Source organism: Kineococcus haloalkalitolerans (assembly GCF_050871905.1).
Taxonomy (GTDB): Bacteria; Actinomycetota; Actinomycetes; order Actinomycetales; family Kineococcaceae; genus Kineococcus.
Map to the genome: position 1 here is coordinate 37084 of NZ_JBJLSH010000002.1, position 26075 is coordinate 63158.

The window sequence follows — 26075 nt, forward strand, 5'->3', positions numbered from 1 at the left end:
GTGGTGAGCTGGCCGTTCCTGCTCACCAGCCTGGTCGTCGTCGCCACCCCGGGCACGGGAGCGGTCTACACGCTGAACGCCGGCCTGCTGCGGGGGCACCGCGCCGCCGCGTGGGCTGCTGCGGCGTGCACCCTGGGCACCGTGCCGCACCTGCTCGCCGCGGTCAGCGGCCTGGCCGCGCTGCTGCACGCCGCCAGCGCGGTGCACCAGGTCCTCGTGTGGGCCGGCGTCGCCTACCTGCTCCACATGACCTGGACCACGTGGAGGTCGGTGACCGTCGAGACCGCGACGGGGACCGGCGGGCTCCCGGTCCCCGGCCACCGGGTCCCGGCTCCGGCCGGGCCCGCGGGCGTCGCCGCGCCACCGCTGCGCGCAGGGGCGGTGGCGGTGACGGTCCCGGCACCACGCGCGAGCAGGGTCCTGCGCGACGGCGTGGTCCTGAACCTGCTCAACCCGAAGCTGACGATCTTCTTCATCGCGTTCCTGCCCCAGTTCCTCACCACCGCGCAACCGGTGCGGGCGGCGGTGCAGATGAGCGTGCTGGGGGCGGTCTTCACGGGACTGACCTGGGTGGTGTTCACCGCCTACGGCGTCGGCGCGGCGCTGCTGCGCCCGGTCCTGGTCCGCCGCCCGGCGCTGCTGGCCCGGGTCACCAGGAGCTTCGCGGTCTGCTACCTGGTCCTGGCGGTGGGCTTGGCCGTGCAGCACCTGCGGTGAACGCCGGCGCCCACCTCGTCGAGGTGCTGCCGGTGGCGCGGGGCCACCGGAGGGGGTCCGGTGAGCCGTCCACGGCCACGTCCGGAGAACCGGTTCCCCGGTCCGTCCCTACGCGGGGTCGAGGTGCCGGCGCGGCAGCGGGCTGGAGTAGACGACGCTGGTGGTGATGCCGCCCAGGGTCGCCAGCCCACCGGTGATGCGCTCCAGGTCGCGCATCGACCGGGCGAGGACCTTCAGGACGAAGCAGTCGTCGCCGGTGACGTGGTGGGCCTCGACCACCTCGGGGGTGACGTCGAGCAGGTCGTGGAACGGCTTGTAGTTCCCCGTGGGGTAGGCCAGGCGCACGAACGCGGTCACGGTGTAGCCCAACGCCTCCGGGTCCAGGACGGCGGTGTAGCCGGTGATGACGCCGGTGTCCGTCAGGCGCCGCAACCGCTCGGCGGTGGCGCTCGCGGAGAGGTTGACCGCCCGGGCCAGCTCCGCGACGCTCGTCCGCCCGTCCCGCTGCAGGTGCGCCAGGACGCGGTGGTCGGTCGCGTCGAGAGCGGGCCGCGGATTCGTCGCCACGTGCCGGAAACTACCAGCGGATCGACGGCGCGGAGCTCGGTCCACCGGGAAACGGTGGTGGTCCTCCCGATCTGGGCCGGGTTCGATGGCGGCATGCCGAACCCGATGAGCGCGGTGGACTTCTTCGCCGCCCAGCTGGCCCACCAGACCGATCCCGCCGACCTCGCCGCCGCCCGCGCCGCCGGTGGGGCGCCTCTCGTGCTCGACGTGCGCTCCGCCGCGGGCTGGGGCCAGGGACGCATCCCCGGCGCGGTGCACCTGCCTGGTGCGCAGGTGCGCGACGGGATCGCGGAGCTGGCGCCGGACCTGGACACCCCGATCGTCGTCTACTGCTGGGGGCCGGGGTGCAACGGCGCCACCAAGGCCGCCCACACGTTGGCGTCGATGGGCTACACGCGGGTGCAGGTGCTGATCGGCGGTTTCGAGTACTGGGCCCGGGAAGGGCTTGCGGTCGTCACCGGCAGCGGACGCTCCCGCCGGGACCCGGACGAGCTCGTCGCCCCGGTGCCCGTCGCCACCCCCTGAGCGGGTGGGGGTCCCGGTCGTCGCGAGGCGCTCACGACGACCGGGACGCCCACCCGTGGTTCAGCGCCGCGCGGGAGCACCCGTCCCGGCCAGCCACTGCGCGAACGTCTGCGTCCCCCGGTCGGCGTCCGGGCCGGCGACCAGGGTCCCGTCGCGGAACGCCCTCCCCATCGCCCCCGGCAGCGGGACCTCCACCACCGGGCCCCTGCGGCCGGTGGCCCGGGCGTACGCGCGGACCGCGTCGGCCATCCGCAGGACCTCCGGCCCGCCCAGGTCCCGCGCCCGCCCCGGCGCGGCGCCGGCCACGCCCTCCTCGGCGAGGACGACGAGCCGCTCGGCGACCTCGCGGGCGGCGACGGGCTGCGAGCGCATCACCGGCACCAGCGCCAGCGGGCCGAGGGACAACTGCCCGAGGAGCTGCCCGGCGAACTCGTGGAACTGGGTGGCGCGCAGCAGCGTCCACGGCACCGGCCCGCGCGCCACCAGGTCCTCCTGCACGGCCTTGCCCGCGTAGTACCCGTGCGGGGCGCGGTCGGAGCCCACGATCGACAGGGCGACGTGGCGGCGGACCCCGGCGCGCTCGCCCGCGGCGAGCAGGTGCGTCGTGACGGCGCGGAAGAACGCCGTGGACGCCTTCGCGGACTGCGTCGGGACGGAGGCGACGTCCACGACGGCGTCCACCCCGTCCAGCGCGGCGTCCAGGCCGGTGCCCGCGACGAGGTCCACCCCTGTGGAGCGGGACAGGACGACGGTCTCGTGGCCGCGCGCCTCGGCGGCGGCGACGACGTGCCGCCCGACGGTGCCGGTCCCACCGGCGACAGCGATCCTCACGGGTCTCACCCGATCTTCCTGGCCCGGACACCGGGCCGGTCGGCCCGCGCGGTGGCACGCTCGGGCAGCAGCAGGGGCAGGGCCAGCACCAGCGTGGAGCTGAGCGAGACGACCTGGCCGACGACGTCGACGACGCCGAGGTGGCCCAGGTGCTGCAAGTGGTACGCCAGGTGCGGGACCGAGTACACCACCCACGCCAGCCCCACCACCTGCCCCGGCCCGGCGTCCCGGTAGCGGGTGGCGGCCGCGCTCGCCGCCGCCAGGCCCAGGTTGAACGTCCCCACGTCGCGCACGAGGTGCTCGTTGTACGGGCCGTCCAGCGCGATCCACGCGCTGAACGGCCCCGGGAACTCCTCGTAGAACGAGAGGGGGAAGAACGCCGACCAGATGCCCACGTACAGGCCCAGCACGACGAGCAGCCACAGCAGCGCCCGACGCTCGCGCAGCGTCGTGCCCGCCGGCCTGCTCCTCACCTCGACGACTCCCACGACGACCTCCCCGGACGGACGGCGCCGCGGTGCTCCGCGCGCCTGCTGCCGGACAGACGACGCACCACCGCGAGGTGTCAGGCCGAGCCGCCCGCTGTGGTGCGGATCACCCGCCCGGCCTCACGGCTTCCCCGCGGTCCACGTGCCGAGCTTGTGCGGGTTGACCTGCAACCAGAGCTCCGCGACCAGCCCGTCCACGACGCGGGCGTTCAGCACCCCGCGCACGACCTCCTCGTGCTCCACGCGCAGGGCCAGCCCGTCGCCCGTGCGCTCCTCGACCATCCGCGCGTCCGGCTGCTTGCGCGCCACGCCCAGCAGGAAGCGCGCCACGTCCGAGGCCCCCGCACCGGGCGGCGGGCCGCGCTGACCACGCCCCCGCCGTCCGAGCGCAGCACGACCGCCGGGTCCAGCACGCGGGTGAGGGTCTCCACGTCCCCGGTGCGGCAGGCGCGGGCGAACGCGCGCACCACCGCGTCGTGCTGCAGGCGGTCCACCTGCGCGGCGCCGCCCTCGCGCACCCGGCGCCGCGCCGACGACGCCAGCTGGCGCACCGCGCCGGGGGAGCGGCCCACGACGGCGGCGACCTCCGCGAACGGCAGCGCGAACACGTCGTGCAGGACGAACGAGACGCGCTCGGCCGGGGTCATCGCCTCCAGGACGACGAGGAACGCCGTGCTCACCGACTCGTCCAGGCTCACCCGGTCCGCCGGGTCGGCCGCCTCCGCGGCACCACCGGTCCCGGCGAACAGGTCCGCCGGGACGGGCTCGGGCAGCCACTCGCCGACGTAGCGCTCGCGGCGCGCGCGCGCCGAGCCGAGGGCGTCCAGGCAGACCCGGCCCGCGACCCGGGTGAGCCACGCCTGCGGGTTCGCGACCGCCGCCCGCTCCTCCTCGCTCAGCCGGTACCAGCGCACGTACGTCTCGCCCACGGCGTCCTCGGCGTCGGCGACCGTGCCGAGGACCCGGTAGGCGAGCGACAGCAGCCGCCGCCGTTCGCGGACGACGTCGCCCAGGGACTCCTCGTCCCCCGTTGCCGCGCCGTGCTCCACCGTCCACCCCTCACCGACCGCGCGGCCGCCCGCACCGGCCCCTCGCGACCCGTCACCGTGAAGACGAGGTGAGCCTGCCGGACGTCAGGCGCCAGCCGGCGGAGAGCCCGGACACGCCGTCCAGGTGCAGCTGGGTGCCGGGTTCGTCACGGGGCTCTCGGGCGGTCCACGGGGCTCCTGCGAGGCCGGTGGCCGCGGGGCACGAGGGGACGGACTCGTGAACGCGCGAGACCAGGTGGACCCGTCGCTGCCGGTAGCACGAATGGTTCTCGCGAGGTCTCAGCTGCGCCGCGAGGATGCATCCGGAGGGTGTGCACGTGCTGAGGACAGCTTCACGGCAGCCGATCGCCCAGGGTGACACGAACACTGTCGAGTTCTTCGGCGCCCACGGGGAGCACGTCGAAGCTCACGGAGCCCTGGCCCTCCGGTGCGGCCAGTGCGGCCCGGTAGATCGGATCCTCAACCCTCGGGTCCGCGTCCTCCGCCACTCGAACCCCGACGAGGTGCAACTCGTAGGACTTGCCGATGTCGTCCCGGTCCCTGCCCAGCCCGATCCCTGCAGTGTCCCACTCGCCCTGTGGATCGACGTGGAGAGGGGCGAAGTCGGTGGTGTAGAAGACGCCGTTCGGTGGGCGTACCAGGAGCCAGAGGTGGGTGTTCGCCGGGAGGTCGGACGTACCCCAAGCGGAGAAGGGGCTGCTGACCGGCGTTCGAGCATCGGGAGCGGTGAAGGCGGCTGTCGCTGCCTGTGCTGGACCCAAGGACGAGGGTTTGCCGGTCAGCGTGAAGGCGACCATGACCAGTATCGCTGCCACGGACAGTGCACTGGACGAGGTGCGCAAGGCGCCGAGAGCGCCTCGGGCTCGCTGGTGTCCCTGGGCGAGGAGGACGTGAGAACCCGCCCCGACGACCGCACAGGTGAACGCGGCGATCGACAACACCTTGAACTGGGTCGTGTAGCCGCCCGCCAAGAACCCGACGAGACCGAAGACGACTGTCACGAACGCCGGGATGAACGTCCAGACCAGGTGTCTCCCGTCGAGACCTCCAGGGCTCCGAGGCCTCTCACTGATCTGCGGGATGTCACTCTCCTCGGTCACATGACTGCTGTCGGATGTCATCGGGTCACCTGTCGGGAAGGAGGCGTGCCTGGACCGCCTCGGTGCCTGGGACTTCGTGTGCTCGACGCCTGGTCGGGAGTCGGTCGCGAGGACCGGACCACCCGTTCCTCGAGAGGTGTCACGTGTCGGGTCAGCGGAAGTCGTCGACGGTGGCGTCGGTGCCGTCCGGTGGTCGGCGCGCTTCACGGAGTGATCGACTGTCTGGCGCCCACGATGATGTTCATCCGCAAGGTCTGGTCAGCGCACTCCTTGGGCGCCCACTCCTTCATGGTGATCTGAGCTGGAACGTTCACCGTCTTCCGGGGACCGATCACCGTCCTGGCCAGCTCTTCAGGCGTCTGCTTGACGAGCTGGACAGCGTAGTCGTTGCAGCCACTGGCCAGCTTCTCCGAATGACCCTCCAGACTCGTCACGACGATGGGGTACGAGTTCGGGTTCTCCACCTCGATCGAGATGGGGAGCAGCGCTCCTGGGTACAAGCCGCCCACCTTCTCGACGACCGTCGCCCGGGGTTCGACGTTCGCAGCCGTCTCGACCTCGCTGGAAGTGGTGAACTTCCACGAGTAAGCGGCCCACGCTGCGCTCGAGCCCAACGCCGCGAAGGTGAGGACCCACACCGCTACGAGGCCCCGACGGCTCACCGAACTGCCGCTCGCTCGGCGACTCCTGGTGCGGCCCGCGACTTCCCCCCTGGGACTCACCGCATACCTCCTCGACCATCTTGCTGCTGGAGCTTCCGGGTTCAGGTGCCGCGCTTCGGCGGGTGGATCGTGAGAGTGTCGAGATCGGGTCCTCGTCGAGCCGCCGGCCCACTCCGCCGGCCCACTCCGTCGACCCACTCCGTCGACCCACTCCGTCGAGCTCGTTGCTGGTGTCGACCTCGGTGCACGTGGAGCGCTGATACGAGTGCCCACCGCGCTCGTGCATCCTCTGCAACCAGGAGGCGCCGCGGTGGGGAAGTACGCACTACTGCGTACCGGACACGGAGCGGATGCAACAGGTAGCATTCTGTGCTACTACCGGTACGTGCGCGGGATGAGCGGAGCGCGGCTCGCGACGGACCTGGGGCTGGAACTGCTCGAGGTCGACGATCCATCGACGCAGGTGCACGCCGGCCTGCGGGCGATGCTGCGCGTCGCGCCGGGGGACGTCGCCGCCGAGGTGCGCGTCAGTGCCACCGGGCGAGGCGCCGACGTCACCGAGGCGCCCGACGCCCTGTTCTCCCAGGACCGGGCAGCCGTGGACGTCGTGCTGCGCGGCAACCCCGGCATCGCCTACCTCGTCGGCAACGGGGAACTGCCCGCCAGCCGCGTGGAGGACATCTGCACGCCCGAGGAGTGGGCGGTGAACCCGATGCGGCGCGAGCTGCTCGAACCCCGCGGGGTGCCGTTCGCGCTGCTGGCCGCGCAGTTCTCCCCGGCCGGGGACGTCCTCGGCTGGGGGGTGAACCGCAGCCGTCCGTTCAGCGACGACGAGCGGGCCGCGCTGCGGGCCCTCGTGCCGTTCCTGCGCCGCGCCGCCCTCGACCGCGAGCGCGACGCGCTGCTCCTCGACCTGGACCGCGCCGTCGCCGCCGGCTGCGGGCTGCTGGTGTTCCGGGGGGCGGCGCTCGCCTACGCCAACGCGGAGGCGTCCACGCTGCTGGACCGGCACGGAACCACCCCGGCGCAGGTGCTCGCGGTCGCCCGTCGCCACCTCAGCGCCGCCCAGCGCACGGGGAGCCTGCCGACCCGGCGCGGAGCCCTGTCCCTGGGCTGGCGACCCGCGCTGCAGGATTCCACGTCCGTGGTCGTCGACGAGGTCGCCGGCGCCGCCCGCTCCTCACCGGGAGGTGAGGACGCCCGAGGACTCGTGCCGCGCCAGCACGAGATCCTCTGCCACCTCGCGCAGGGGTGGACCGCCGCGGCCATCGGCCGGCGCCTCGGCATCAGCGAGCGCACCGTGCACAAGCACCTGCAGCACCTCTACCGGGCGCTGGGCGTGGGGGACCGGCTGAACGCCGTCATCAAGGGACGCGAGCTGGGGCTCCTGCCCGTGCTGGCCGACTGCGCAGCGCTCAGCGACGCCTACCGCCGGGACGGGTCACGCTGACGGTTCGGTCGCCACCCGGTCGTCCCTCACCGCTCCGCCCACACCGACAGCCGGTCCGCGCGCAGCACCAGCCGCCACCCGCACGCCCCGACCCACGCCGCGGTGTCCGCGCCCTCGACGCGGTTCGCCACCGTCGGGTCCACCACGAGCGCGGCCGCCGCGCAGTCGGGCGCCACGGCACCGGTCAGCGCGAGGTCCGGGCGCAGTCGGCGCAGCGCCTCCGCGTCCCCCCACACCACGACCGGCGCGGCGGTGGCGGGCAGCTCGCGGGCCACGACCCGGTAGTCGGCGGGGGCGGTGGTCGCCACCCGCGCCAGGTGCCCGGCCGCCACCGTCGCCAGGGGAGCGAGCACCACGACGACCAGCACCGCCCCGGCCAGCCGGGCCGCCCCCGCGCGCGGGCGGGTCAGCAGCGCGTGCACCGCCACCGCCGCCAGCACGAGCAGCGGCGGGACGGCGACGTCGTGGTACTGCGGCAGCTTCAGCGGGCTGGCCACCAGCGCGGCCGTGGTCGCGGCGAGCGCCGCCACCACCGGCAGCCCGGCGCGCCGTCGCACCACGAGCGCCGCGCCCAGCAGCGCCGCCGACCACAGCGCCGCCGTGCCCGCCGCGCCCAGGTACTGCGCCTGGAACCACCACGCCGACCACCACGGCGGGAACGCCGACACGGTCCCGGCGACCTCCTGCACCGCGCCACGGCCGGCGTGCTCCAGCTGCCAGGCGACCACCGTGCGCAGGCCCCACCAGAACCGGTCGCCGTGCGGCAGGTAGGTGGCGCAGAACACCGCGACCGCGACCGCGCCCGCCAGGACGGCGCCCGGCAGCGCCGCGCGCCACGACCGCCGGTGCGTCCACAGCGCCGCGAGCGCCACCACCGCCACCGCCGCGCCCGTCAGCTTCGAGGCCGTCGCCGCGCCCACCGCCACGCCCAGCACCGCCCACCGGCCGGGCGTCGATCGGTCCGCGACCCGCTGCGCGGCCAGCACCGCGCAGGTCGTGAACAGCAGCAGCGGCGCCTCCAGCGTCGCGCGCCGCGCCACGTGCGCGGGCACCACGCCCGGCGCCAGCGGCAGCGCGCACCACAGCAGCGCCGCCAGCAGCCCCGTCCACGTGCCCGCCAGGCGGCGGGTCACCGCGAACAGCACCACCGCCACCAGCACCCCGCACACCGCGGCCGGGACCCGCTCGGCCGTCAGCGACCCGTCGCCCAGCAGCCCGCCCAGCCCCACGAGGTGCTTGGCCAGCGGCGGGTGCTCGGGGTTCGGGGTCACGTCGCCGCGCCAGTACGCGGCGCCGGCGTCGCGGTACACCAGCTCGTCGCCGTTCGACGTCTCCACGCCCAGTCGCCAGCCGAACGCGAACACCCCCAGCGCCAGCACCGCCAGCCCCGCCAGCACCCGCGCCGCGGCGCCCCCGCGCGCGGGGGCCGGTGCAGGCGGGGCCGTCACGGTCGCAGCGGGGCGCACAGTCGCAGGACGGTAGCCGCCGCACCCGCCTCGGAGCCGCGCCGGACCCGCCCGGCGCGTCACCGGCGGTAGGTTCGCGGCCACGATGAGCACGACCGCCGCGCCCCCGGACGCACCCGCCACACCCGTCCGCACGCGCCGCGGGCCGTCGCTGCTCGCGGCGGCGCTCGCGTTCGCGGCGCTGACCTGGGTGGGGCTGGCCCGCTGGAACGCCGGCCGCTCCGGCGCCTTCGACCTCGGCGTGTTCGCCCAGTCCGCGCAGTCGTGGGCGTCCGGGCGCCTGCCGTACAGCGACATCCGCGGGCTGCCCCTGCTGGGGGAGCACTTCAGCCCCGTCACCGTCCTGTTCGGCGCCGGCTGGTGGGTGTGGCCGGACCCGCGCTCGCTGATCGTCGTGCAGGCGCTCGCCCTCGCCGCGGCCGTCGGCGTCGTCCACGCCACCGCCCGCCGGCACCTGGGCGCGGGCGCGTCCGCGGTCGTCGCGGCCCTGTTCACGGCCTCCTACGGCGTCGTCAACGTCGCCCGCCTCGACGTGCACGAGGTGTGCTTCGCCGTCCCCCTCGTCGCCCTCGCCTGCTCGGCGCTGCTGGAGCGGCGGCTGCGGGCGGCGCTGGCGTGGTCGCTGCCGCTGCTGCTGGTCAAGGAGGACCAGGGACCGACCGTGGTGGCCGTCGCCGCCGTCGCGTTCCTGCTCGCCCGGGGCGCCGACCGCCGCCGCGTGCGGCTGCTCGCGGTGGGGACCGCCGCGGCCGCCGTCGCGGGCACCGTCCTGGCCTTCGCGGTGATCTGGTGGGCCAACCCCGACTCGGTCGTGCCGCTGTTCGAGCTGCGCTTCGCGGGGGAGGCCGCGCCCGCCGAGCCGCTGACGTGGTCGGCGGACGGGCAGCCGCGCGCGGAGCTGCTGCTGACCGTGCTCGCCACCGGCGGGTTCGTGTGGGTGCGCTCCCCGCTGGCGCTGGTCGCCGTGCCCACCCTGCTGTGGCGGCTGGCCTCCCCGTACGAGAGCTACTGGTCCACCCGCTTCCACTACGACGCCGTCGTCATGCCCGTCGTCGCCCTCGCCGTCGTCGACGTCCTGCGCCGGCTGCGGCCGCGCGTCCGCCGCGCCCTCCTCGCCGGGATCGCCGTCGCGAGCGTCACCGTCAGCGCCGGCACCTACCGGGCCGCGAACTTCGTCGCCGACCCCCTCGACGCCGACACGTGGCGGCCCTCCGCCGCCACCCGGGACCTGCAGGCGCTGTCCGCCGACCTGCCCGCCGGCTCGCTCGTCGCCGCCGACAACGGCGCCGGGCCGTACCTGATCACCCGGCACACCGTGCGGATCTTCACCAACACCGACCCCGTCACCGCCGACTGGATCGTCGTCGACACCCGCATCGACGGGGCCGGCGCCACCCGCGCCGGCAAGCTCGCCCTGCTGGAGGAGCTGCGCGGCCTCGGCCACCCGACGGTGGAGCGCGGCACCGCCGTCGCCGTCGAGCTGCCCTGCCGCGGCACCGTGTGGCTGCCCGAGCCCGGCCGGGAGTCCCCGCTGCCGCCGCCGGTGTGGGAGACGGGCTGCTGAATCCCTGAGAGGGCCGGGACGTGGCGGCCGCCAGCCCGCGCGTGGTGGGGTGGGCGCGTGCCCGCCCGCCCCGACCGGCCCGGCGGTGCGGGCGGCCACCGCCCGCACCCCCACGCGCTCGCGGCCCTCGCCGTCGCGGCCGTCGCCCTCGCGCTCCTGGCGTGGCTGCCGGTGGCCGCTGCCGCGGACCCCTCCCTCGGGGCGGCGCCGGCGCTCGCGAGCCCCTCGTGGTGGGCGGCCGCGGCCGTGGTCGCCGCGCAGTCGGTGCTGGTGGCGCGCGTCGCCCGCCGCCCCGCCCTCCTGCTGCCGCTCACCGCGGCGCTGCCCCTGCCCCTGGCCCTGGCGGCGCCCTCCGCGGTCCTCACGCTGACGACGCTGCCCGTCGCGGTCGCGACGCACCTGGCCGTGCTGTCGCGCCCGCTGCGCCGGCTGGCCGGCGCGCTCGCCGCGACGCTGCTGCTGGTGGCCCTCGCCCAGGTGCTCGGCCAGACCGGTGACGAGCCGGCCGCCGGGGGCGGGCCGTGGGTGCCGGTGGCCGCCGGTACGGCGCAGGCGCTCCTCGTCGTCGGTGCGCCGCTGCTCCTGGGCTCCGTCGTCGCCGCCCGCCGCGACGCCGAGCGCGCGCGGCGGCAGGAGGTGGCCGCGCTGCGCCGCGAGCAGGAGGCGCTGCTGGCGGCCGCCGTCTCGCAGCAGCGGACGGCGATGTCGCGGGAGCTGCACGACATCGCCGCCCACCACCTGTCGGGGATCGCGCTGCTGGCCGCCGCGATCGGCCGGCAGGTGGACACCGACCCGGCTGCCGCGAAGCGCTCCGCCCAGCTGGTCCGCGAGCAGAGCCGCGCCGTCCTGGACGACCTGCGCCGCCTCGTCGGGCTGCTGCGGGAGGACGCGGCGGACGCCCGCCCGGTCGAGACGCTGGCCGGGCTGGACGACCTCGTGCGCGCGCGCCGCGCCGTCGGCGCCGACGTCGCGCTGGTCCACCGCGGCGACGGCGCGGAGCGTCTGGGCCCGCTCGCGCAGCTCGTCGCCCACCGCGCGGTGCAGGAGGCGCTCGCCAACGCCGCCGCGCACGCCCCCGGCGCGGTGTGCGCCGTGGAGGTCGACGCGACCGCGTCCGACCGCGTCGTCCTCACCGTCCGCAACGGCCCGCCCACCGGCCCGGACCAGGGACCCGGATCGGGTTTCGGGCTCGTCGCGATGGCCGAGCGCGCCCAGCTCGTCGGCGGCACCCTCGAGCACGGGCCCACCGGTGACGGCGGCTGGCGGGTCCGGCTGCGCCTGCCGGCCGAACCCGCCGCCCGTCCCGACCACCGCGACGACCACCTGGAGGGGACCGCGTGATCCGCGTCCTGCTCGCCGACGACCAGCACCTCGTGCGCGCGGGCCTGACCGCGCTGCTGGCGGCCGAGGACGACCTCGACGTCGTCGGCGTCGCCGCAGACGGCGACCGGGCGCTGGCGATGGCCCGCGACCTGGTGCCCGACGTGGCGTGCCTGGACGTGCGGATGCCGGGCCTGGACGGCATCGAGGTGGCCCGCGCGCTGTGCGCGCCGGACGCCGACCCGCGGGTCCCCGTGCTGGTCCTGACGACGTTCGACCTCGACGAGTACGTGTTCGGCGCGCTGGAGGCGGGGGTGTCGGGGTTCCTGCTGAAGGACTCCGAGCCGGAGGACATCGTGCGCGCGGTGCGCCAGGTGGCCTCCGGCCAGGGCACCATCGACCAGACCCTGACCCGCCGCGTCCTCGCCGAGTTCGTCCAGCGCCGCCGCCTGCAACCGGTGACCGCCCGCCGCGCCGACGACCTGCTCACCCCGCGCGAGCGGGAGATCCTGCTGCTGCTCGCGCAGGGCATGGCGAACGACGACATCGCCCGCGCCCTCGTCGTGGAGGTGTCCACGGTGAAGTCGCACCTGGCGCGGATGCTGCCCAAGCTGGGCGTCTCCTCGCGCCTGCAGGCCGTGGTGTGGGCCTACCAGAACCACGTCGTCGCGGTGCCCGGCGGTGACGGCACGGGCTGAGGGCGTCACCGGCCCAGGCGGCCGCGGGTAGCCACCAGGAGCACCGCGGCCCCGACGACCGCGCCCGCGGCCGTGGCCACCACCGCCCGGTCCGCGTCGATCGCGGGGAACGTCTCCGCCCACAGCACGGAGGAGACGTTGTTGACACCGACGTGCGCGAGCACCGCCAGCGGCAGGCTCTGCCCGGTCCGGTTGAACACCCACGTCATGACGAGGTTGAACGCCAGGCAGAACACGACGAACGCCACGGGGCGCGACCAGTGCGCGTGCGGCCACCCGCCCCACTCGGTGAGGAACAGCGGCGCGTGCCACAGCGCCCAGAACGGCCCGAGGACCATCGAGCCGGCCAGCGGACCGAAGCGGTCCTGCAGCCGCGGCAGCGCGAAGTCCCGCCAGCCGGGCTCCTCCGCCAGACCGGTCGTGACCACCTGCACGAGCAGCGCGGGCACGTACGCGGCCAGCGCCAGCGTCGACGGCACCGCCACCTGCCCGCCGGAGAAGGCGAGACCGCTGAGGAGCACCGCCGCCGGGATGCCCAGCAGCGTGAAGGCGTACCAGCGCCAGTCCACCCGCCACCGCCACATCCGGCCCGCCCAGCGCCGCAACCCCTCCCGGCCGTCGGCGACGGCGGTGACGAGGAACGCGGAGGCGATGGGGCCGAGGTAGGCGCCGGGCAGGACGCCCAGGAGCTGGCTGGTCCCGAGCAGTTCGGGGAACCGGTAGGACCACAGGCCCAGGCCGTTGGCGGACAGCACGTACGGCGTCCACGCCAACCAGCTCATCAGGTTGGCGAGGACGAAGAAGCTGACGAGGGGGTGGGTGCGCAGCAGCGCGGGGAGACCGCGGGCGGGGGGTCGGCGCGCGGGGACGGTCAGCGGGGTCGTGGTCATGCCCCGAGGTTCGTCGCGGCGGCGGTCAGCCCTCCAGCAGCGGGCGGATGCACCCGCGCGGTTGCACCAGAAGGTGCAAGCGCGTCCTCACACCGGCCGGCGGCACGTGAACGACTGCCGCGAGGACATCACCAGCGGCTCGCCGGCCTCGTCCGGCACCGGCAGCACCGTCGGCGGCCAGTACGTGCGCGGGAACGCCAGCCACCCGTAGGCGCGCTGGTGGGCGCCCAGCCGCTCGCGGGACTCCGGGTCGCCGGGCTCGACCTCCTCGCCGAGGCCCATGAGCGCCTCGTACACGTCCGCCGGGACGTCGCGCCGCTGCGTCAGCTCCGGGTCCCGCGGCCACGTCGCCACGCACGTCCACGCCTGCGGCTCGCGGGCCAGCAGCGCCTCGCGCACCGCCCAGTGGTCGGGGTGCTCGTACTCGGCGTACCGGGGGTCGCCTTCGCACGGGTGGTCGGTGCAGGTGCCGTCCGCGGCGCGGTTGCGGCCCTCGCCGGGGGCGTCGTTGGTGTAGGCGGCGCCCACCACGGTCGCCAGCGGCAGGTCCGGCAGCACCGTCCCGCGCAGCCCCAGCACCGCGTCCACGGCCGCGTCGACCACCTGCGGGGTCAGCGACCCGTCCCCGCCGTCCACCGCGACCCGCGCGCCCGACTCGCCCACCCACGTCGTCGCCGGCGCCGCCACGCCCGGCACCTCCACCTCGCCCTCGACGAGGTCGTCGAAGGTCTCGCGCCAGCCCTCCACGGCGGTCGCCTCGTCGAGGAAGGCGTGCCAGCTGTCCAGCCGCGCCTCGCCGCACGACGGCGTGCCCGGACCTTCCGGCAGCGGCTCCGGCTCCCGCTCGCCCCAGCCGGTCCGCAGGGTGCGCTCCAGCTCCTCCGGCGCGCACTTGGTGGTCGACTCCCCGTGCGTCAGCGTCACGAACACCGGGTACGTGCCCGGCCCGCGGCCGGTGACCAGCGACCAGCCCTGCAGCTCGTCGTCCGGGTGGGGGCTGACCACGAGCAGCAGCTGCTCGGCCAGCGTCGCCGGCGGCAGCGGCGGCGAGCACCCCGCCAGCAGGCCCGCGGCCACCAGACCCCCCACCAGGCCCGCCGCCCGTCGCACGCCAGCACCCCGCACCGGCGCATCGTGCCACCCGGCCCCGCCGCCCGCCGGTCGCGCCCGGGCCGGCTGGCAGCATGGGCCGCCGTGGACGGCCCGCGTCCGCGGGGGAGGAGCACCGTGACCGGGTCCGCCACCGGCACCCCCGGCGTCGACCGCGCCGGCCGCACCGCCCGGCCCCGCCTGTCCAGCCTGGACGTCGTGCGCGGGCTCATGCTCGTCGTCAGCGTGAGCGTCAACAGCCTGCTCGTCGTGCCTGCCTGGTTCGACCACGCCGAGTGGGACGGCGTGCACGGCATCGACCTCGTCTTCCCCGTCTTCGTCACCCTCACCGGCTGCGGTCTCGCCTTCGCGATGCACCGGCGCACCGACGTGCGCAGCCTGGCCCGCCGGGTGCTCGTCCTCGTCGCCGTCGGCCTGCTCTACAACGCGCTGACCTCCGGCGCGTGGGACCCGGCCACCTGGCGGGTCACCGGTGTTCTGCAGCTGTACGCGCTCGTCGTCCTCGTGCTCGTCCTGCTGCACCTGCTCACCCGCTCCTGGCGGGGGTGGCTGGCCCTGACGGCCGTCCTGGCCGCCGCCCACACCGCCCTGCTCGCCGGGTGGGCCGGCACCTGCCCCGGCGGGACCCTCACCCGGGAGTGCAACCCCTCGGGGTGGCTGGACGTTGCCGCGTTCGGCGCCGACCACGTCTACCGGCTGGGCACCGCCGGGCACGACCCGGAGGGGCTGGTCGCCGCGTCGGGCGCGGTCGTCAGCGCCGCCGCCGGCGCCACCGTCGGGCACCTGCTGCTCACCGTGCGCGCCTCGGCGGCCGGTGAGCGGCGCGGGCCGTGGGCGGCGGTGGGACCCGTGGCCGCCGTCGCGGGCGTCCTGGCGGCGCTGGCGTGGCTGGCCGTCGCCGTCCCCGGTGCCCTCGGCGTCGAGGTCCCCGTCATGAAGCGGCTGTGGAGCGCGCCGTTCGGGCTGTCCGTGGCCGCCGGGGTGGCGCTCGCCCTCGTCCTCGCGCACGTCGTCCTGGACCGGGCGTCCACCCCGAGAGCGCTGCGCACGGCCACCTGGCCGCTGGTCGCGCTGGGCCGCAACAGCCTGCTCGTGTACTTCGGCTCCCACGTCGTCACCGCGCTGCTCGCCCGGCAGGTCGACGCCGACGGGCGGTCGCTCAGCGCGCGGACCGCCGAGGCCGTCGCCGTCGGCGGGCACCAGCAGGTGCCGTACACGGTGCTGGCCGTGCTGGCGTGGACGGCGCTCGCCGCGCTCCTGCACCGGCGGGGCGTGTACCTGCGGCCGTGACGCCGGCCGGTCAGCGCACCGGCCGGCTCACCCCGGTGCGCGCCGGCCGCGACGAGCACCCGCGGCAGCTCGGCGCGGCGGCAGGTTCACCGGTCCGGCGGGTGGTCGGTGCGCTTGCTGCGGTACATGCGGGCGTCGGCGGCGTCCACGAGGGTGGCCGCGTCGCCGCCGTCGCGGGGCGCCAGGGCGAACCCGATGCTGGCACCCAGCGTCACCGCGCCACCGGGCACGTCCACGGGCTCGCGCAGGCTGTCGTGCAGGTGCTGCACCACGCAGCGCACGGGACCGTCGTCACCGGGCGGCAGCCCCGTGAGGACGAGCAGGAACTCGTCGCCGGCCAGGCGGGCCAGCAGGTCGCCGGAGCGCACCACCGACTGCAGGCACCGCGCGGCGTGGACGAGCGCCCGGTCGCCGGCGGCGTGCCCGAAGCGGTCGTTGACGGACTTGAAGTCGTCGAGGTCGATGAACACCGCCGCCACCCCCGACCCGGTCCGCGTGCTGCGGCGCAGTTCCAGACCCAGGTTCGCCAGCGCCTGGGCGCGGTTCGGCAGACCCGTCAGCGAGTCGTGGTAGGCGAGGTGGGCGGTGCGCTCCTCCCGGTCGACGCGGTCGGTGACGTCGACCTGGTTGCCGATGAAGTGCGTCAGGCGCCCGTCGGTGTCGTGGACGGGGCTGATCGTGACCTCGTTCCAGAACTCCTCGCCGTCGCGGCGGTAGTTCAGCACGGTGGTCCGCACCGGGCGCCCGGTCAGCAGCCGCCGCCCCATGACCCGGACCTGGGTGCGGTCGGTCGCCGGACCCTGCAGGAACCGGCAGTTGCGCCCCAGGACCTCCGCGGACGTGTAGCCGGTCAGCCGCTCGAACGCGGCGTTGACGTACACCAGCGGGGTGTCGGCGGCGGTCGCGTCCGCGATGGCGATGCCGTTGCTGGCCGTGGCGATGGCCCGCGTCAGCAGGTCCGGCAGGTCCCGGGCCGGCACACCGGCCAGCGGGGCCGGTGACGGCGCGGCGCCGCCGTCCGGGGCCGCACCGGCTGGCCCGTGCCGGCCGGCGGGGCCCTGGGCGCCACCGTCCTGCGGCGGCGGCTCGGGCGCCCGCAGGCGGGACATGAGCAGGCTGGCGGCGGCGATCACCTGCTCGCGGTCGTAGCTGAGCACGTACGTCATCCGGCGCTGCTGCCGCGGCGGCCCGGGCCGGTCCGGGACCGGAGCCGTCCCGTCCCCGTCCCCGTGCCGCACGTCGCGGGCGGCCAGAGCGGCGGCGAAGTGGGGGGAGACCACCGTCACCACCCACTCGCCGCTCATCGGGTCGTCGTCGGCCAGCGCCGTGCCGTGCACGCCGGGGGCGGGTGCGGCCCCGATCCCGGGAGCCAGGACGGCGGTCAGGGAGGACACCGAGGCCAGCGCCTCGTACCGGCGCCGGGTGGCGGTGGTCAGGAAGTCGGCGTGCTGGAAGCAGGACAGGACCACGGCCGTCTCGTCCAGCAGCATCGCCTGCCGCTCGACCTGCCGGGTCAGCGCCGCCAGCAGGTCCGGGGTGGTCGGCTGGGCGGCGACGCTCCGCGCGAGGAGCTCGTAGGCCGTGGTGGCGCTCGACGGGGTCGGCGCGGGCGGGGGCAGCTGCAGCGTCCCGGCCCACCGCCGCGGCGGTGGGCCGGGGTGGGCGAAGTACCAGCCCTGGCCCAGCCGAGCGCCCGTGCTGAGGGCCCGGTGCAGGTGCTCGCGGGTCTCGATGCCCTCGGCCAGCACCAGCGCGCCGGAGCGCTGCGCCTCGGCGTGCACGGCGTTGACGATGGCGGCCACGTCCAGCGACGGCCGCGCCCGCACGAGCGCCAGGTCGAGCTTGATGACCTGCGGGCGCAGGAACGGCATGAGCGCCAGCGCCGCCGGTTCGGCGCCCACGTCGTCCAGGGCGACCGACCACCCCAGGTCGCGCACCCGCCGGACACCCTCCAGCAGCTGCGCGGGGTTCTGCAGCAGGTCGCGCTCGGTCACCTCGACGACCACGCGCACCCCCGGGCCCACCCCCGCCGCGACCTCGGCCAGGTCCCGGCGCGACAACGCGGCCAGCGTCGGCGGTTCCACGTTGACGAACAGGACGGCGCCGGGCGGCAGGTCGCCCGCCGACCCGGTGGTGCAGCGCAGGCACGCCTCGTCCAGGCGCGCCACCGCGTCGCCACCGCGCGCGGCGGCGTCGGTGAACAGCTGCTGGGGCGTCAACCGCTCGTCGCCGCGACGACCGCGCACCAGCCCCTCGACGGCCACGACCTCGCGGGTGCGCAGGTCCACGATCGGCTGGTACGACGCGAACAGGTCGCTGGGTGGCGGGAGGGCCATGGCCTGACGAACCTCCGAGTCCCGCGGCCGGTGCAGCAGGTGCCCGAGCGTAGGGACAGGAGGTGCGGCTGTCGCGGCGGGACCCGGCGACCCGGTTCCGGACCCCACCGCGACGACGCGTCGCGCTGTCCCGCGGAGCGTCCCGGTCGGCTGGCGGCCCGGGCGACCGGGACGCTCCACGTCCCTCAGAAGCTCGAGCGCGGCACCCCCTGACCGGGGTCGATCCGCGCCGGCCCGGACGCCGACGGGCGCACGTCGATGTCGAAGATCGCCGTGGGCACGTACACCGTCGAGCAGGAGTTCGGGATGTCCACCACCCCCGACAGCCGCCCCTCGATGGGCGCGGCACCGAGGATCATGTAGGCCTGCTCCGGCGTCCACCCGAACCTGCTCAGGTAGTCGATCGCGTGCAGGCACGCCCGCTGGTACGACAGGTGCGAGTCCAGGTAGCGCTGCTCGCCGTCCAGGGTGACCGAGGTGCCGGAGAACGCCAGCCACTGGCTGTACTGGGGGTCGGTGTTCCCGGGCATGAAGACCGCGTTCTCGGAGACGCCGTACGTCTCCATGCCGCCCTCGATGACGTCCACGTGCAGGTCGATGAACCCGCCCATCTCGATGGCCCCGCAGAAGGTGATCTCCCCGTCGCCCTGGGAGAAGTGCAGGTCGCCCATCGACAGGTTCGCCCCGTCCACGAACACCGGGTAGAAGACGCGCGTCCCCTTCGTGAAGTTCTTGATGTCCTGGTTGCCGCCGTTCTCGCGCGGCGGTGCCGTGCGCGCCGCCTCCGCGGCGGCCTTCGTGAAGGCGTCACCGGTGAGGCCGCCGAGGATCGCGTCCTGCGGCAGCGGCGGCAGCGCCAGCGGCGGCACCCGGTCCGGGTCGGTGGCGATGAGCGCGCCCTCGCGCGCGTTCCAGCGCGCCAGCAGCTCGTGCGAGGGGGCGGTGCCCATGAGGCCCGGGTGCACGATGCCCGTGAACGAGACCCCCGGCACGTGCCGCGACGTCGCCGTCTGCCCGCGGAAGTCCCAGACCACCTTGTAGGCGTCGGGGAACTGCTCGGTGAGGAAACCGCCGCCGTTCCGCGTCGCGAAGATGCCGGTGTAGCCCCAGCCCTGACCGGCCAGCGGGCCGGAGTCCTCCTGCGGGATCGGGCCCACGTCCACGATGTCGACCACGAGCAGGTCGCCGGGCTTCGCGCCCTCGACCGCGATCGGGCCGGACAGGACGTGCACCGTGGACAGCGGCGCGTCGCGCACGTCGTCCGCCGAGTCGTCGTTCCGGATGGCACCGTCGAACCACTCCCGGCAGTGCACGCGGAACGTGCTGTCCCGCTTGACGTGCACCTGCGCCGGGATGTCGGGGTGCCAGCGGTTGTGGCCGAGCTTCTCCTGCTCGGTGAACCTCTTGGTCGAGTCCAGCGGGAAGACCACCTCGGGCATCGTCGCCTCCTACGGGTTCACGGGTTTCGGTCCAGCGGTGGGCCGGCGGCCGCCCGCGGCGGCGCCGTCGTGGTGTACCCGCCCCGGGCGCCGGTGAGGCGGGGGTACAGCGCGCCGAACGCGACCGCGCCGACGACGGCGAGGACGACGGCGGTGGTGGCGTCGGCGCGCCAGCGGCCGGTCAGCAGCAGGAACGCCGGCACCGCGGCGGTGATGACGCCCTGCACGACCGCCACCGCGCCGGTGTAGCGGGTCAGGCCCTCGCGGCGCAGCCCCAGCAGCAGGAAGAACAGCGTCCACAGGAACGCCCACTGCAGCCAGATCACGCCGAACGCCGGGTCGTCGAAGCGCGTGAAGTTCAGGAACGCGTACACCAGCGCGCAGGGCGCGACGAACAGGGATAACCAGCCCAGCCCCGTGCCGTCCAGGTCCCGCAGCAGGTTGAAGGCCACGTACAGGTACGTGAACCCGAACAGGTACAGCCCGGAGGCGCTCAGGACGGTCTCCTGGTCACCCCCGGCGGTGAGGATCAGGTACGTCGGCGTCAGCACCTGCAGCAGGCCGACGAAGACGTTCAGGGGGGCGGCGGCGCGCCCGTCCACCCTGCCCAGCAGCATCATGCCGTTCAGGAACAGCACCGCGCCCACGTACAGCAGACCGACGTCCCCCACGGCAGGTCACCTCCTCCTCGGCGGGGTCCGCGCCCTCAGGGGCGCGGGAGCTTCCGGAGCGCCGGGGACGCGGCCGGTCCCGGGCGCGGGGGCCGGCGCGCGGCCGGCGGCGGGGACGTCACGACGTCCGGTGCGTGCGCCGAGCGTTCCGCGCGCTCGATCACCGCGAACGCCGGAGCCGACGCGCGGGACAGGCGCGGCGCGGTGAACACGCGCCGCGACGGCGCCCGGCACGCCGGGCACGGGAACACCGCCGGTGCGGTGCCGATCGGGGCGGTCGCGTCGAACGGGCCGTCGTCGTCGCAGGCGTACTGGTAGAGCGCCACAACACCTCCACGTCGTCGTGCGAGGGCCGGTGGGTCGACCGGGGGCGTCATCGTTCTCCCGGGTGATCTCCGCGTCAAGGCCTCACCCGAGCTCGGCGGTCGTGCCCGGGCCCGGCCCGGTGCCACGGACGTCCCCGCCGCGGCCACGGGCCCGCCGGGTGACGCCCCGCACCCCGCTGCGGGAGGTCCGCCGGGCTGGTCAGGCGGGGGCGGGTCCCGCGCCGGCCGGTGCGCGCGGCGCGGGCGGGGTTGCGTTCGACTGGTGGACCAGCGCGTCGACGCGGCGCTTCAGCTCGTTGAACGGTGCGCTCGTGACGTCGCGCGGTTCGGGGAGGTCGATCGCGACGACCTCCCGCACGTGCCCCGAGTTGCCGTGCGAGGTCCCGCCGGCCATGACGACGACGCGGTCGGCGAGGAAGACGGCTTCCTCGATGCTGTGGGTGACGAAGACGACGGTGGTCCCCGTCTCGCGGTGGATGCGCTTGAGCTCCGCCTGCAGCGCCGAGCGGGTGAGGGCGTCCAGCGCGCCGAACGGCTCGTCCATCAGCAGGACCGACGGCTGGTTGGCGAGGACCCGCGCGATGGCGACGCGCTGCTGCATGCCGCCCGACAGCTGCTGCGGGAACGACCTGGCCAGCCGCTGCAGGCCGACCGTCTCCAGCGCCCGCTCCGTCCGTCCGGTGACCTCCGCCTTCGGCAGCCGGGTCTGCTTCGGGCCGTAGGCGACGTTCTCCTGGACGGTCAGCCACGGGAAGAGGCCGTAGTCCTGGAAGACGACGCCCCGCTCCGGGCCGGGACCGCGCACCGGCTCCGCGCCCACGGACACCGAACCGACGGACGCGCTCTCGAACCCGGCGAGGATCCGCAGGAGCGTCGACTTGCCGCAGCCGCTGGCGCCCACGACGCAGACGAACTCGCCGGCACCGACCTCCAGGTCGACGTCGGCCATCGCCGGGGCGGACGCCCCCGGGTACTGCTTGCCCAGACCGCGGACGCTGATGTCGGCGGGGCGGACGGGGCGGGGGGAACCGATCTTCACCACGGTGTTCTCCTGCGGGGTCAGGGGTTGACGAGCGGGCGGCGGCCCGCGAGGACGCGGACGAGGAGCACCAGCAGCCGGTCCGCGAGGAAGCCCGCCAGACCGATGACGACCATCCCGCAGATGATGAGGTCGGTCCGGGACTGGTCGCGCGCCTGGGTGATCATCGCGCCCAGGCCGACGCTGATGCCGACCGTCTCCCCGACCACGAGGATCACCCACGCGAGACCGAGAGCGATCCGCAGCCCGCCGACGATGCTCGGCACAGCGGCCGGGAGGACCACCTTGTACAGCGCCTGCACGGCCGGGGTCCCGAGCATCGCGGCCGCCTCCAGCAGCCGGGCGGGCACCTGGCGCACACCGGTGATGGTGTTGAGCAGGATCGGGAAGAACGCCGCCAGGAACACCAGGAAGATGGTCGAGCGGTCACCGAACCCGATGATGAGCAGGGACAGCGGCGCCCACGCCGTCACCGGGATCGGCCGGACGAGGTTGACCGTCGGTTCCAGCATGCGGAACAGCACCGACGACCGGCCCATGACGACCCCGAGCGGCACCGCCAGCACGGCCGCGAGGAGGAAACCCTGCACCACGCGCAACGTGCTCGCGTACAGGTGGATCCACAGGGTGCGGCTGTAGCTGTCTTCGACGAGGCCGCCGAACGCGAGGTCCGCGAGGCGCCGCGCGACGTCCAGGGGCTCTGGCAGGAAGCCCATCTGGACGCCGAGGGGCAGCGTCCACGCGCCGGCGACACCGCGGTCCCACAGCAGGAGCAGCAGGAGCGGCACCGGGACGGCGAGCAGCCACGTCCGCCACGGGGGCCGGCGTCGCGCGGCGGTGGTCCGTGACGAGCGGGAGCGCGGGGAACCGGCGTCGGCCGTCGAGCGGACGGCGGGGGCGGACGTGCTGGTCGACATGTCTCCTCCGGATCTGGTTCGGCTGTCGCGCGGCGTCAGGCCGAGGACCCGCTGGCCTCGACGAAGGTCGTGTCGAAGACCGCCTCGCGGTCGGGCAGCGACGGCAGCTGGTCGAAGGCGACCATCTCGTCGGCGAGCGCCGACACCTGGTCGCGGTACTCCTGCGAGAGGTCGGAGCGCGGCCAGATGTTCCGCACCGAGGTCTCCACGACCGCGCGGTCGATGCCGAAGGTGTCGACGACCCCGTCCACCCACTCCTGCGGGTCCTCGACCATGAGGTCGGTGGCCCGCACGTGGGCGTCCACGACGTCCTGCACGATCGCCGGCGACTCCTCGATGGTGGCAGCGGTTGTCATGAGCACGATGTTCACCCTGCCGACCGGGGACCCGTAGGGGTCGAGGACGTCGTGGGCGCCGGCGAGCCGGGCGATCGAGGGCCCGAGCTCCGCGCTGGAGAAGGCGTCGATCTGACCCGTCGCCATGGCGTCGGCCATGTCGGAGAACGGGAGGTTCACCAGCTCGACGTCGGCGTCCGGGTCGATGCCCTGCGCGTCGAGTGCGAGCTTGAGCAGGATCTCCTGCGAGGCCCCGCGGGGGTAGCCGATGCGCTTGCCGACGAGATCACCGGGGGCCTGGACCTCCGGGGTGGCGACGATGCCGGTGCCACCGTCCGCGGAGGAGGCGACGATGCGGACGTCCTGGCCGGCGGCGACACCGGCGAGGGCGGACGGCGCACCGGCCACGCCGAAGTCGACGGCACCGGAGACGACCGCGTTCTTGATGTCGGTGGAGCTGTCGAAGAGGACGATCTCCACCTCGGTCCCCTCGGGGACGAACCGCTCGTAGAAGTACGGCGTGTACAGGTGCGGCTGGCCGCGCAGGGTGCCGACGCTGACGGTGCCGTCGGTCTCGGCGGACCCGGTGACGCTGGTGGGGGCGGCGCAGGCGCTCATCAGGGCGGTGAGGCCGACGGCGGCGAGCAGGGAGCGGCGAGTGGTGCGCACGGGGACCTCCGGGGTCCTGGGGATGGGCGGGAGGAGGTGTGTCAGGCGGGCTGGAGGGTGGAGCGGTCCCGCTGGGCGTGCTGCCCGAGGGTGGCGAGGTGCTGCCGCCAGCCGCCGTGGTCGGTGATGTCGGTGGCGGTCGGGGTGGGGGTGCCGGTGAACCCGACGACGGAGCGGCCGTCGGCCAGCTCGACGCGGCCGAGGGCGAGGGGCTGGGGAACCTCGGTGAGGAGGTGGCCGAGCGCGGTCCGGCCGAGGAGCCAGAGCTCACCGTCCAGGGGGCGGCCCGCACCCGCCCCCACCCGGGAGACGACCGGGCGCGCTGGTTCGCCGGGCAGGGCGTGCATGCGGTAGGCGTCGCTGGTGCGGACGGGTCCGGCGAACCGGGCTCCGAGCTCCTGCAGGCGGTGGTTGAGCGGCTGTCCGGTGAGGTGGGCGCCGAAGACGGCGACCGGGACGGCGTCGTCGAAGACTTCGGTGACGGGCACGTCGAGCAGACGCCCGGCGAGGTCGAGGACGACCTGGTCCTCGAAGGCCCGCGCCACGACGCTGACCCCGAACGCACCCTCTCCGGGCAGGTGGGCCGCCGGGACGGCGACCGCGGTCATGTCCATGAGGTTGACGAAGTTCGTCCACGTGCCCAGCCGGGAGTTCACGGTGAGGGGCTGTGCGAGGACGTCCTCGACGAGGGGGTGCTCCGGTGCGGTCGGGACCAGCAGGGCGGTGCAGCCCTCGAGGACCCGGTGCGCCTGCGCGGTGAGCGCGACGAGCCGTTGCTGGTCGGCGACGACGGCCACTCCGTCGACCCGGCCGGCCCGCTCCGCGATGGTGGCGACGCTGGGGTCGGCGCCGTCCGGGTGGTCGGCGAGGAAGGCGCCGAACGAGTACGCCCGCTCGGCGACCAGACCGCCGTCGTAGAGCAGCTTCGCCGCGTCGGTGAAGACGGTGAGGTCGACCTCGCGGAGCACTGCGCCGGTGGCGGCGAGCCGTGCGGCGGCGGCGTCGAACGCGGCGCGCGCCGCGGGTGAGAGGACCGCCAGGTCGTCGGGACGGGGGACGGCGACCACGGGCCGTCCCGGTGCGGCCAGCGGTGCGGTGTCCGGCCACGAGCGGCTGCGGGGGTCCAGGTCCGAGGGGCCCGCCATGGTGCGCAGCACGGTGGTCGCCAGGACGAGGTCGCGGGCGAACACGGTGGCGGTGTCGTAGGACGGGCACGCGGGCAGGACGCCGTCCGCCGGGACGAGGCCGAGGGTGGGTTTGAGGCCGACGACGCCGTTGAAGGCGGCGGGGACGCGCCCGGAACCGGCGGTGTCCGTGCCGATGGAGAAGTCCACGAGGCCCAGCCCCACCGCGGCACCGGAACCGGCGCTCGAGCCGCCGGACACCCGGTCCGGGTCGACGGCGCTGCGCACCACGCCGTAGGGGCTGCGGGTGCCCACGAGGCCGGTGGCGAACTGGTCGAGGTTCGTCTTGCCGAGGACGACCGCGCCCGCGTCCAAGAGGCGCTGGACCGCGGTGGCGGTCCGCTGCGGGGTGCGCGAGAACGCCGGGTGCGCGGCTGTCGTGGGCAGGCCGGCGACGTCGATGTTGTCCTTGACCGCGAACACGAGCCCGGCGAGCGGGCGTGCGCCACCGGCTGCGAGCGCGGCCTCGACCTCGCGCGCGTCCGCGAGCGCCGCCTCCTCGGCTCGCAGGGTGATCCAGACCTGCGGGTCCTCGTCGGCGGCGAGGCGGCGGTACGCGGCGCGCACGGCCTCGACGGGCGTGGGGCGGGGGGTGCTCACGGGCGGATCTCCTGGTTCTGGTGGGCCATCCGGGTCATGGCGAGGGACTGCGCCGCGCGTGACATCACGACCTGCTGCGACGCGCCGACGTGCTGCCGCAGCGCGTCCAGGGCGGCGGGGAGGCGACTGGAGAGGACGAGTTCGGCGATCTCGACGTGCTCGCGGATCGTCGCCTCCATCCGGTCCGCGGTGAGGTAGTCGTGCATCCGGACGGAGCGGATGCGGCTGTTCACCCCTGCCAGGACCTGGACGAGCTGGGCGTTGCCCGAGCTGCGCAGCAGCGTCAGGTGGAACTGCTCGTCGTGGGCGACGAAGCCGGCGTCCGGCTCCGGGGGTGCCTCCCGCATCGCGTACCAGCGCTCGAGCTCCGGCTCCAGGACCGCCGGGTCGTGCCGGACCGTCGGGTCCTCGATCGCCCGCTCGACCCCGCGCCGCTCCAGGGTGACGCGCAGCTCGTACAGGTCCGTCAGCTCCACGTGGTTGGGCGTGTAGACGAACAGCGTGCTGCCGTGCTTCACGAGCAGACCGTCCGCCTGCAACCGGGTCAGCGCGTCCCGGACGGGGGTGCGCGAGACGGCGAACCGATCGGCGACCCGCTCCTCGGTCAGCGGCTCGAACGGCGACACCAGACCCGACATGACCTCGTCCCGGAGCCGCCGGTACACGCGCTCCCGGGCCGGCACCCGGCGGCCCTCGTCCGCGAGCTGCTCCGGCATCGCTGTGTCCATGGCTGGATACATTCACGTATCCAGGTTTCCTCCACGTGACGTGCCGTGTCGCTCGTGTTACGTCTCACCCGCTCTCGCCGAACGGGTGAACAGTGCTCACCGCG

Annotated in this window: 24 protein-coding genes and 1 pseudogene; 8 read left to right on the forward strand and 17 right to left on the reverse strand. The window is 75.2% G+C overall.

All coding sequences use genetic code 11. The annotated features are described in order from the left end of the window. The first annotated feature begins 3 nt into the window (after nucleotides 1-3). Entirely contained in the window at nucleotides 4-717 is a 714-nt protein-coding gene (locus tag ACRYMY_RS01135) for a LysE family translocator (RefSeq protein ID WP_432545579.1), read from the forward strand. 108 nt (nucleotides 718-825) lie between these two features. On the opposite strand, the gene ACRYMY_RS01140 is transcribed toward ACRYMY_RS01135, so the two are convergent. Further along, a complete protein-coding gene (locus tag ACRYMY_RS01140) occupies nucleotides 826-1284 on the reverse strand; it encodes an Lrp/AsnC family transcriptional regulator (protein ID WP_432545430.1) in 459 nt (152 codons plus the stop codon). 93 nt (nucleotides 1285-1377) lie between these two features. Between ACRYMY_RS01140 and ACRYMY_RS01145 the strand changes: the two genes are divergently transcribed. Beyond that, nucleotides 1378-1809 carry a rhodanese-like domain-containing protein gene (locus ACRYMY_RS01145; protein ID WP_432545431.1) on the forward strand — a complete coding sequence of 144 codons (432 nt, stop codon included), beginning with the start codon at nucleotides 1378-1380 and terminating at the stop codon, nucleotides 1807-1809. 60 nt (nucleotides 1810-1869) lie between these two features. Here the strand turns inward: ACRYMY_RS01145 and ACRYMY_RS01150 are convergent, their stop codons facing one another. From ACRYMY_RS01150 to ACRYMY_RS01170, 5 genes and pseudogenes are all read right to left on the reverse strand, one after another. Further along, nucleotides 1870-2640, reverse strand: a complete 771-nt coding sequence (locus ACRYMY_RS01150; RefSeq protein ID WP_432545432.1) for an SDR family oxidoreductase — start codon at nucleotides 2638-2640, stop codon at nucleotides 1870-1872. Between the two features lie 5 nt (nucleotides 2641-2645). Beyond that, nucleotides 2646-3113, reverse strand: a complete 468-nt coding sequence (locus ACRYMY_RS01155) for a hypothetical protein (protein ID WP_432545433.1) — start codon at nucleotides 3111-3113, stop codon at nucleotides 2646-2648. 135 nt (nucleotides 3114-3248) lie between these two features. Beyond that, a pseudogene (gene sigJ, locus ACRYMY_RS01160) lies at nucleotides 3249-4177 on the reverse strand (RNA polymerase sigma factor SigJ). A gap of 332 nt (nucleotides 4178-4509) precedes the next feature. After that, the gene (locus ACRYMY_RS01165; protein WP_432545434.1) at nucleotides 4510-5298 is read right to left on the reverse strand and encodes a hypothetical protein; all 789 of its coding nucleotides are present in this window, start codon (nucleotides 5296-5298) and stop codon (nucleotides 4510-4512) included. Between the two features lie 182 nt (nucleotides 5299-5480). Then, the gene (locus tag ACRYMY_RS01170; RefSeq protein ID WP_432545435.1) at nucleotides 5481-5711 is read right to left on the reverse strand and encodes a hypothetical protein; all 231 of its coding nucleotides are present in this window, start codon (nucleotides 5709-5711) and stop codon (nucleotides 5481-5483) included. A gap of 4 nt (nucleotides 5712-5715) precedes the next feature. Here ACRYMY_RS01170 and ACRYMY_RS01175 point away from each other — a divergent pair, with 4 nt between their 5' ends. Together ACRYMY_RS01175 and ACRYMY_RS01180 are read left to right on the forward strand one after the other, a co-directional pair. Further along, complete coding sequence (locus tag ACRYMY_RS01175) at nucleotides 5716-5865, forward strand: hypothetical protein (RefSeq protein WP_432545436.1); 150 nt, start codon at nucleotides 5716-5718, stop codon at nucleotides 5863-5865. 468 nt (nucleotides 5866-6333) lie between these two features. Continuing rightward, entirely contained in the window at nucleotides 6334-7389 is a 1056-nt protein-coding gene (locus ACRYMY_RS01180; RefSeq protein WP_432545437.1) for a helix-turn-helix transcriptional regulator, read from the forward strand. A gap of 26 nt (nucleotides 7390-7415) precedes the next feature. Here the strand turns inward: ACRYMY_RS01180 and ACRYMY_RS01185 are convergent, their stop codons facing one another. Next, on the reverse strand, nucleotides 7416-8837 hold the full coding sequence (locus ACRYMY_RS01185; RefSeq protein WP_432545438.1) for a glycosyltransferase family 39 protein: 1422 nt from the start codon (nucleotides 8835-8837) through the stop codon (nucleotides 7416-7418). Nucleotides 8838-8940: 103 nt separating this feature from the next. Here ACRYMY_RS01185 and ACRYMY_RS01190 point away from each other — a divergent pair, with 103 nt between their 5' ends. From ACRYMY_RS01190 to ACRYMY_RS01200, 3 genes are read left to right on the forward strand one after another with little or no spacing between them, the layout of a single operon-like run. Next, complete coding sequence (locus tag ACRYMY_RS01190; protein ID WP_432545439.1) at nucleotides 8941-10419, forward strand: DUF2079 domain-containing protein; 1479 nt, start codon at nucleotides 8941-8943, stop codon at nucleotides 10417-10419. 57 nt (nucleotides 10420-10476) lie between these two features. Next, nucleotides 10477-11760, forward strand: coding sequence for a sensor histidine kinase (locus ACRYMY_RS01195; protein ID WP_432545440.1), 1284 nt, complete (start codon nucleotides 10477-10479; stop codon nucleotides 11758-11760). Then, complete coding sequence (locus tag ACRYMY_RS01200; protein WP_432545441.1) at nucleotides 11757-12437, forward strand: response regulator; 681 nt, start codon at nucleotides 11757-11759, stop codon at nucleotides 12435-12437. Before ACRYMY_RS01195 ends, ACRYMY_RS01200 begins: the two co-directional genes overlap by 4 nt. Before the next feature lie 5 nt (nucleotides 12438-12442). Here ACRYMY_RS01200 and ACRYMY_RS01205 read toward each other — a convergent pair whose 3' ends face one another. Further along, entirely contained in the window at nucleotides 12443-13327 is an 885-nt protein-coding gene (locus ACRYMY_RS01205) for a CPBP family glutamic-type intramembrane protease (RefSeq protein ID WP_432545442.1), read from the reverse strand. An 87-nt stretch (nucleotides 13328-13414) separates the two neighbouring features. Continuing rightward, the gene (locus tag ACRYMY_RS01210; RefSeq protein ID WP_432545443.1) at nucleotides 13415-14452 is read right to left on the reverse strand and encodes a hypothetical protein; all 1038 of its coding nucleotides are present in this window, start codon (nucleotides 14450-14452) and stop codon (nucleotides 13415-13417) included. A gap of 102 nt (nucleotides 14453-14554) precedes the next feature. Here ACRYMY_RS01210 and ACRYMY_RS01215 point away from each other — a divergent pair, with 102 nt between their 5' ends. Next, the gene (locus ACRYMY_RS01215) at nucleotides 14555-15727 is read left to right on the forward strand and encodes a heparan-alpha-glucosaminide N-acetyltransferase domain-containing protein (RefSeq protein ID WP_432545444.1); all 1173 of its coding nucleotides are present in this window, start codon (nucleotides 14555-14557) and stop codon (nucleotides 15725-15727) included. An 86-nt stretch (nucleotides 15728-15813) separates the two neighbouring features. Here ACRYMY_RS01215 and ACRYMY_RS01220 read toward each other — a convergent pair whose 3' ends face one another. From ACRYMY_RS01220 to ACRYMY_RS01255, 8 genes are all read right to left on the reverse strand, one after another. Further along, nucleotides 15814-18063, reverse strand: coding sequence for a diguanylate cyclase domain-containing protein (locus tag ACRYMY_RS01220; RefSeq protein ID WP_432545445.1), 2250 nt, complete (start codon nucleotides 18061-18063; stop codon nucleotides 15814-15816). A gap of 185 nt (nucleotides 18064-18248) precedes the next feature. Further along, nucleotides 18249-19502: a formamidase gene (fmdA, locus tag ACRYMY_RS01225; RefSeq protein WP_432545446.1), complete on the reverse strand. Its 1254-nt coding sequence runs from the start codon at nucleotides 19500-19502 to the stop codon at nucleotides 18249-18251. Between the two features lie 17 nt (nucleotides 19503-19519). Beyond that, on the reverse strand, nucleotides 19520-20173 hold the full coding sequence (locus tag ACRYMY_RS01230; protein ID WP_432545447.1) for an AmiS/UreI family transporter: 654 nt from the start codon (nucleotides 20171-20173) through the stop codon (nucleotides 19520-19522). A 525-nt stretch (nucleotides 20174-20698) separates the two neighbouring features. Further along, a complete protein-coding gene (locus ACRYMY_RS01235) occupies nucleotides 20699-21541 on the reverse strand; it encodes an ABC transporter ATP-binding protein (protein ID WP_432545448.1) in 843 nt (280 codons plus the stop codon). Nucleotides 21542-21558: 17 nt separating this feature from the next. Next, a complete protein-coding gene (locus ACRYMY_RS01240) occupies nucleotides 21559-22455 on the reverse strand; it encodes an ABC transporter permease (protein WP_432545449.1) in 897 nt (298 codons plus the stop codon). A 35-nt stretch (nucleotides 22456-22490) separates the two neighbouring features. Next, on the reverse strand, nucleotides 22491-23459 hold the full coding sequence (locus ACRYMY_RS01245; RefSeq protein WP_432545450.1) for an ABC transporter substrate-binding protein: 969 nt from the start codon (nucleotides 23457-23459) through the stop codon (nucleotides 22491-22493). Between the two features lie 41 nt (nucleotides 23460-23500). Then, nucleotides 23501-25243 (reverse strand): allophanate hydrolase, encoded by a 1743-nt coding sequence (gene atzF / locus ACRYMY_RS01250; RefSeq protein ID WP_432545451.1) that lies wholly within the window; start codon nucleotides 25241-25243, stop codon nucleotides 23501-23503. Then, a complete protein-coding gene (locus ACRYMY_RS01255) occupies nucleotides 25240-25971 on the reverse strand; it encodes a GntR family transcriptional regulator (protein ID WP_432545452.1) in 732 nt (243 codons plus the stop codon). Before ACRYMY_RS01255 ends, atzF begins: the two co-directional genes overlap by 4 nt. Nucleotides 25972-26075 lie beyond the last annotated feature (104 nt).

Coding starts and splice junctions, on each gene's coding strand:
- ACRYMY_RS01145 (WP_432545431.1), top strand. CDS start 1,378: ATGCCGAACCCGATGAGCGCGGTGGACTTCTTCGCCGCCCAGCTGGCC.
- ACRYMY_RS01165 (WP_432545434.1), bottom strand. CDS start 5,298: ATGACATCCGACAGCAGTCATGTGACCGAGGAGAGTGACATCCCGCAG.
- ACRYMY_RS01175 (WP_432545436.1), top strand. CDS start 5,716: ATGGGGTACGAGTTCGGGTTCTCCACCTCGATCGAGATGGGGAGCAGC.
- ACRYMY_RS01180 (WP_432545437.1), top strand. CDS start 6,334: ATGAGCGGAGCGCGGCTCGCGACGGACCTGGGGCTGGAACTGCTCGAG.
- ACRYMY_RS01190 (WP_432545439.1), top strand. CDS start 8,941: ATGAGCACGACCGCCGCGCCCCCGGACGCACCCGCCACACCCGTCCGC.
- ACRYMY_RS01205 (WP_432545442.1), bottom strand. CDS start 13,327: ATGACCACGACCCCGCTGACCGTCCCCGCGCGCCGACCCCCCGCCCGC.
- ACRYMY_RS01220 (WP_432545445.1), bottom strand. CDS start 18,063: ATGGCCCTCCCGCCACCCAGCGACCTGTTCGCGTCGTACCAGCCGATC.
- fmdA (WP_432545446.1), bottom strand. CDS start 19,502: ATGCCCGAGGTGGTCTTCCCGCTGGACTCGACCAAGAGGTTCACCGAG.
- ACRYMY_RS01240 (WP_432545449.1), bottom strand. CDS start 22,455: ATGTCGACCAGCACGTCCGCCCCCGCCGTCCGCTCGACGGCCGACGCC.
- ACRYMY_RS01255 (WP_432545452.1), bottom strand. CDS start 25,971: ATGGACACAGCGATGCCGGAGCAGCTCGCGGACGAGGGCCGCCGGGTG.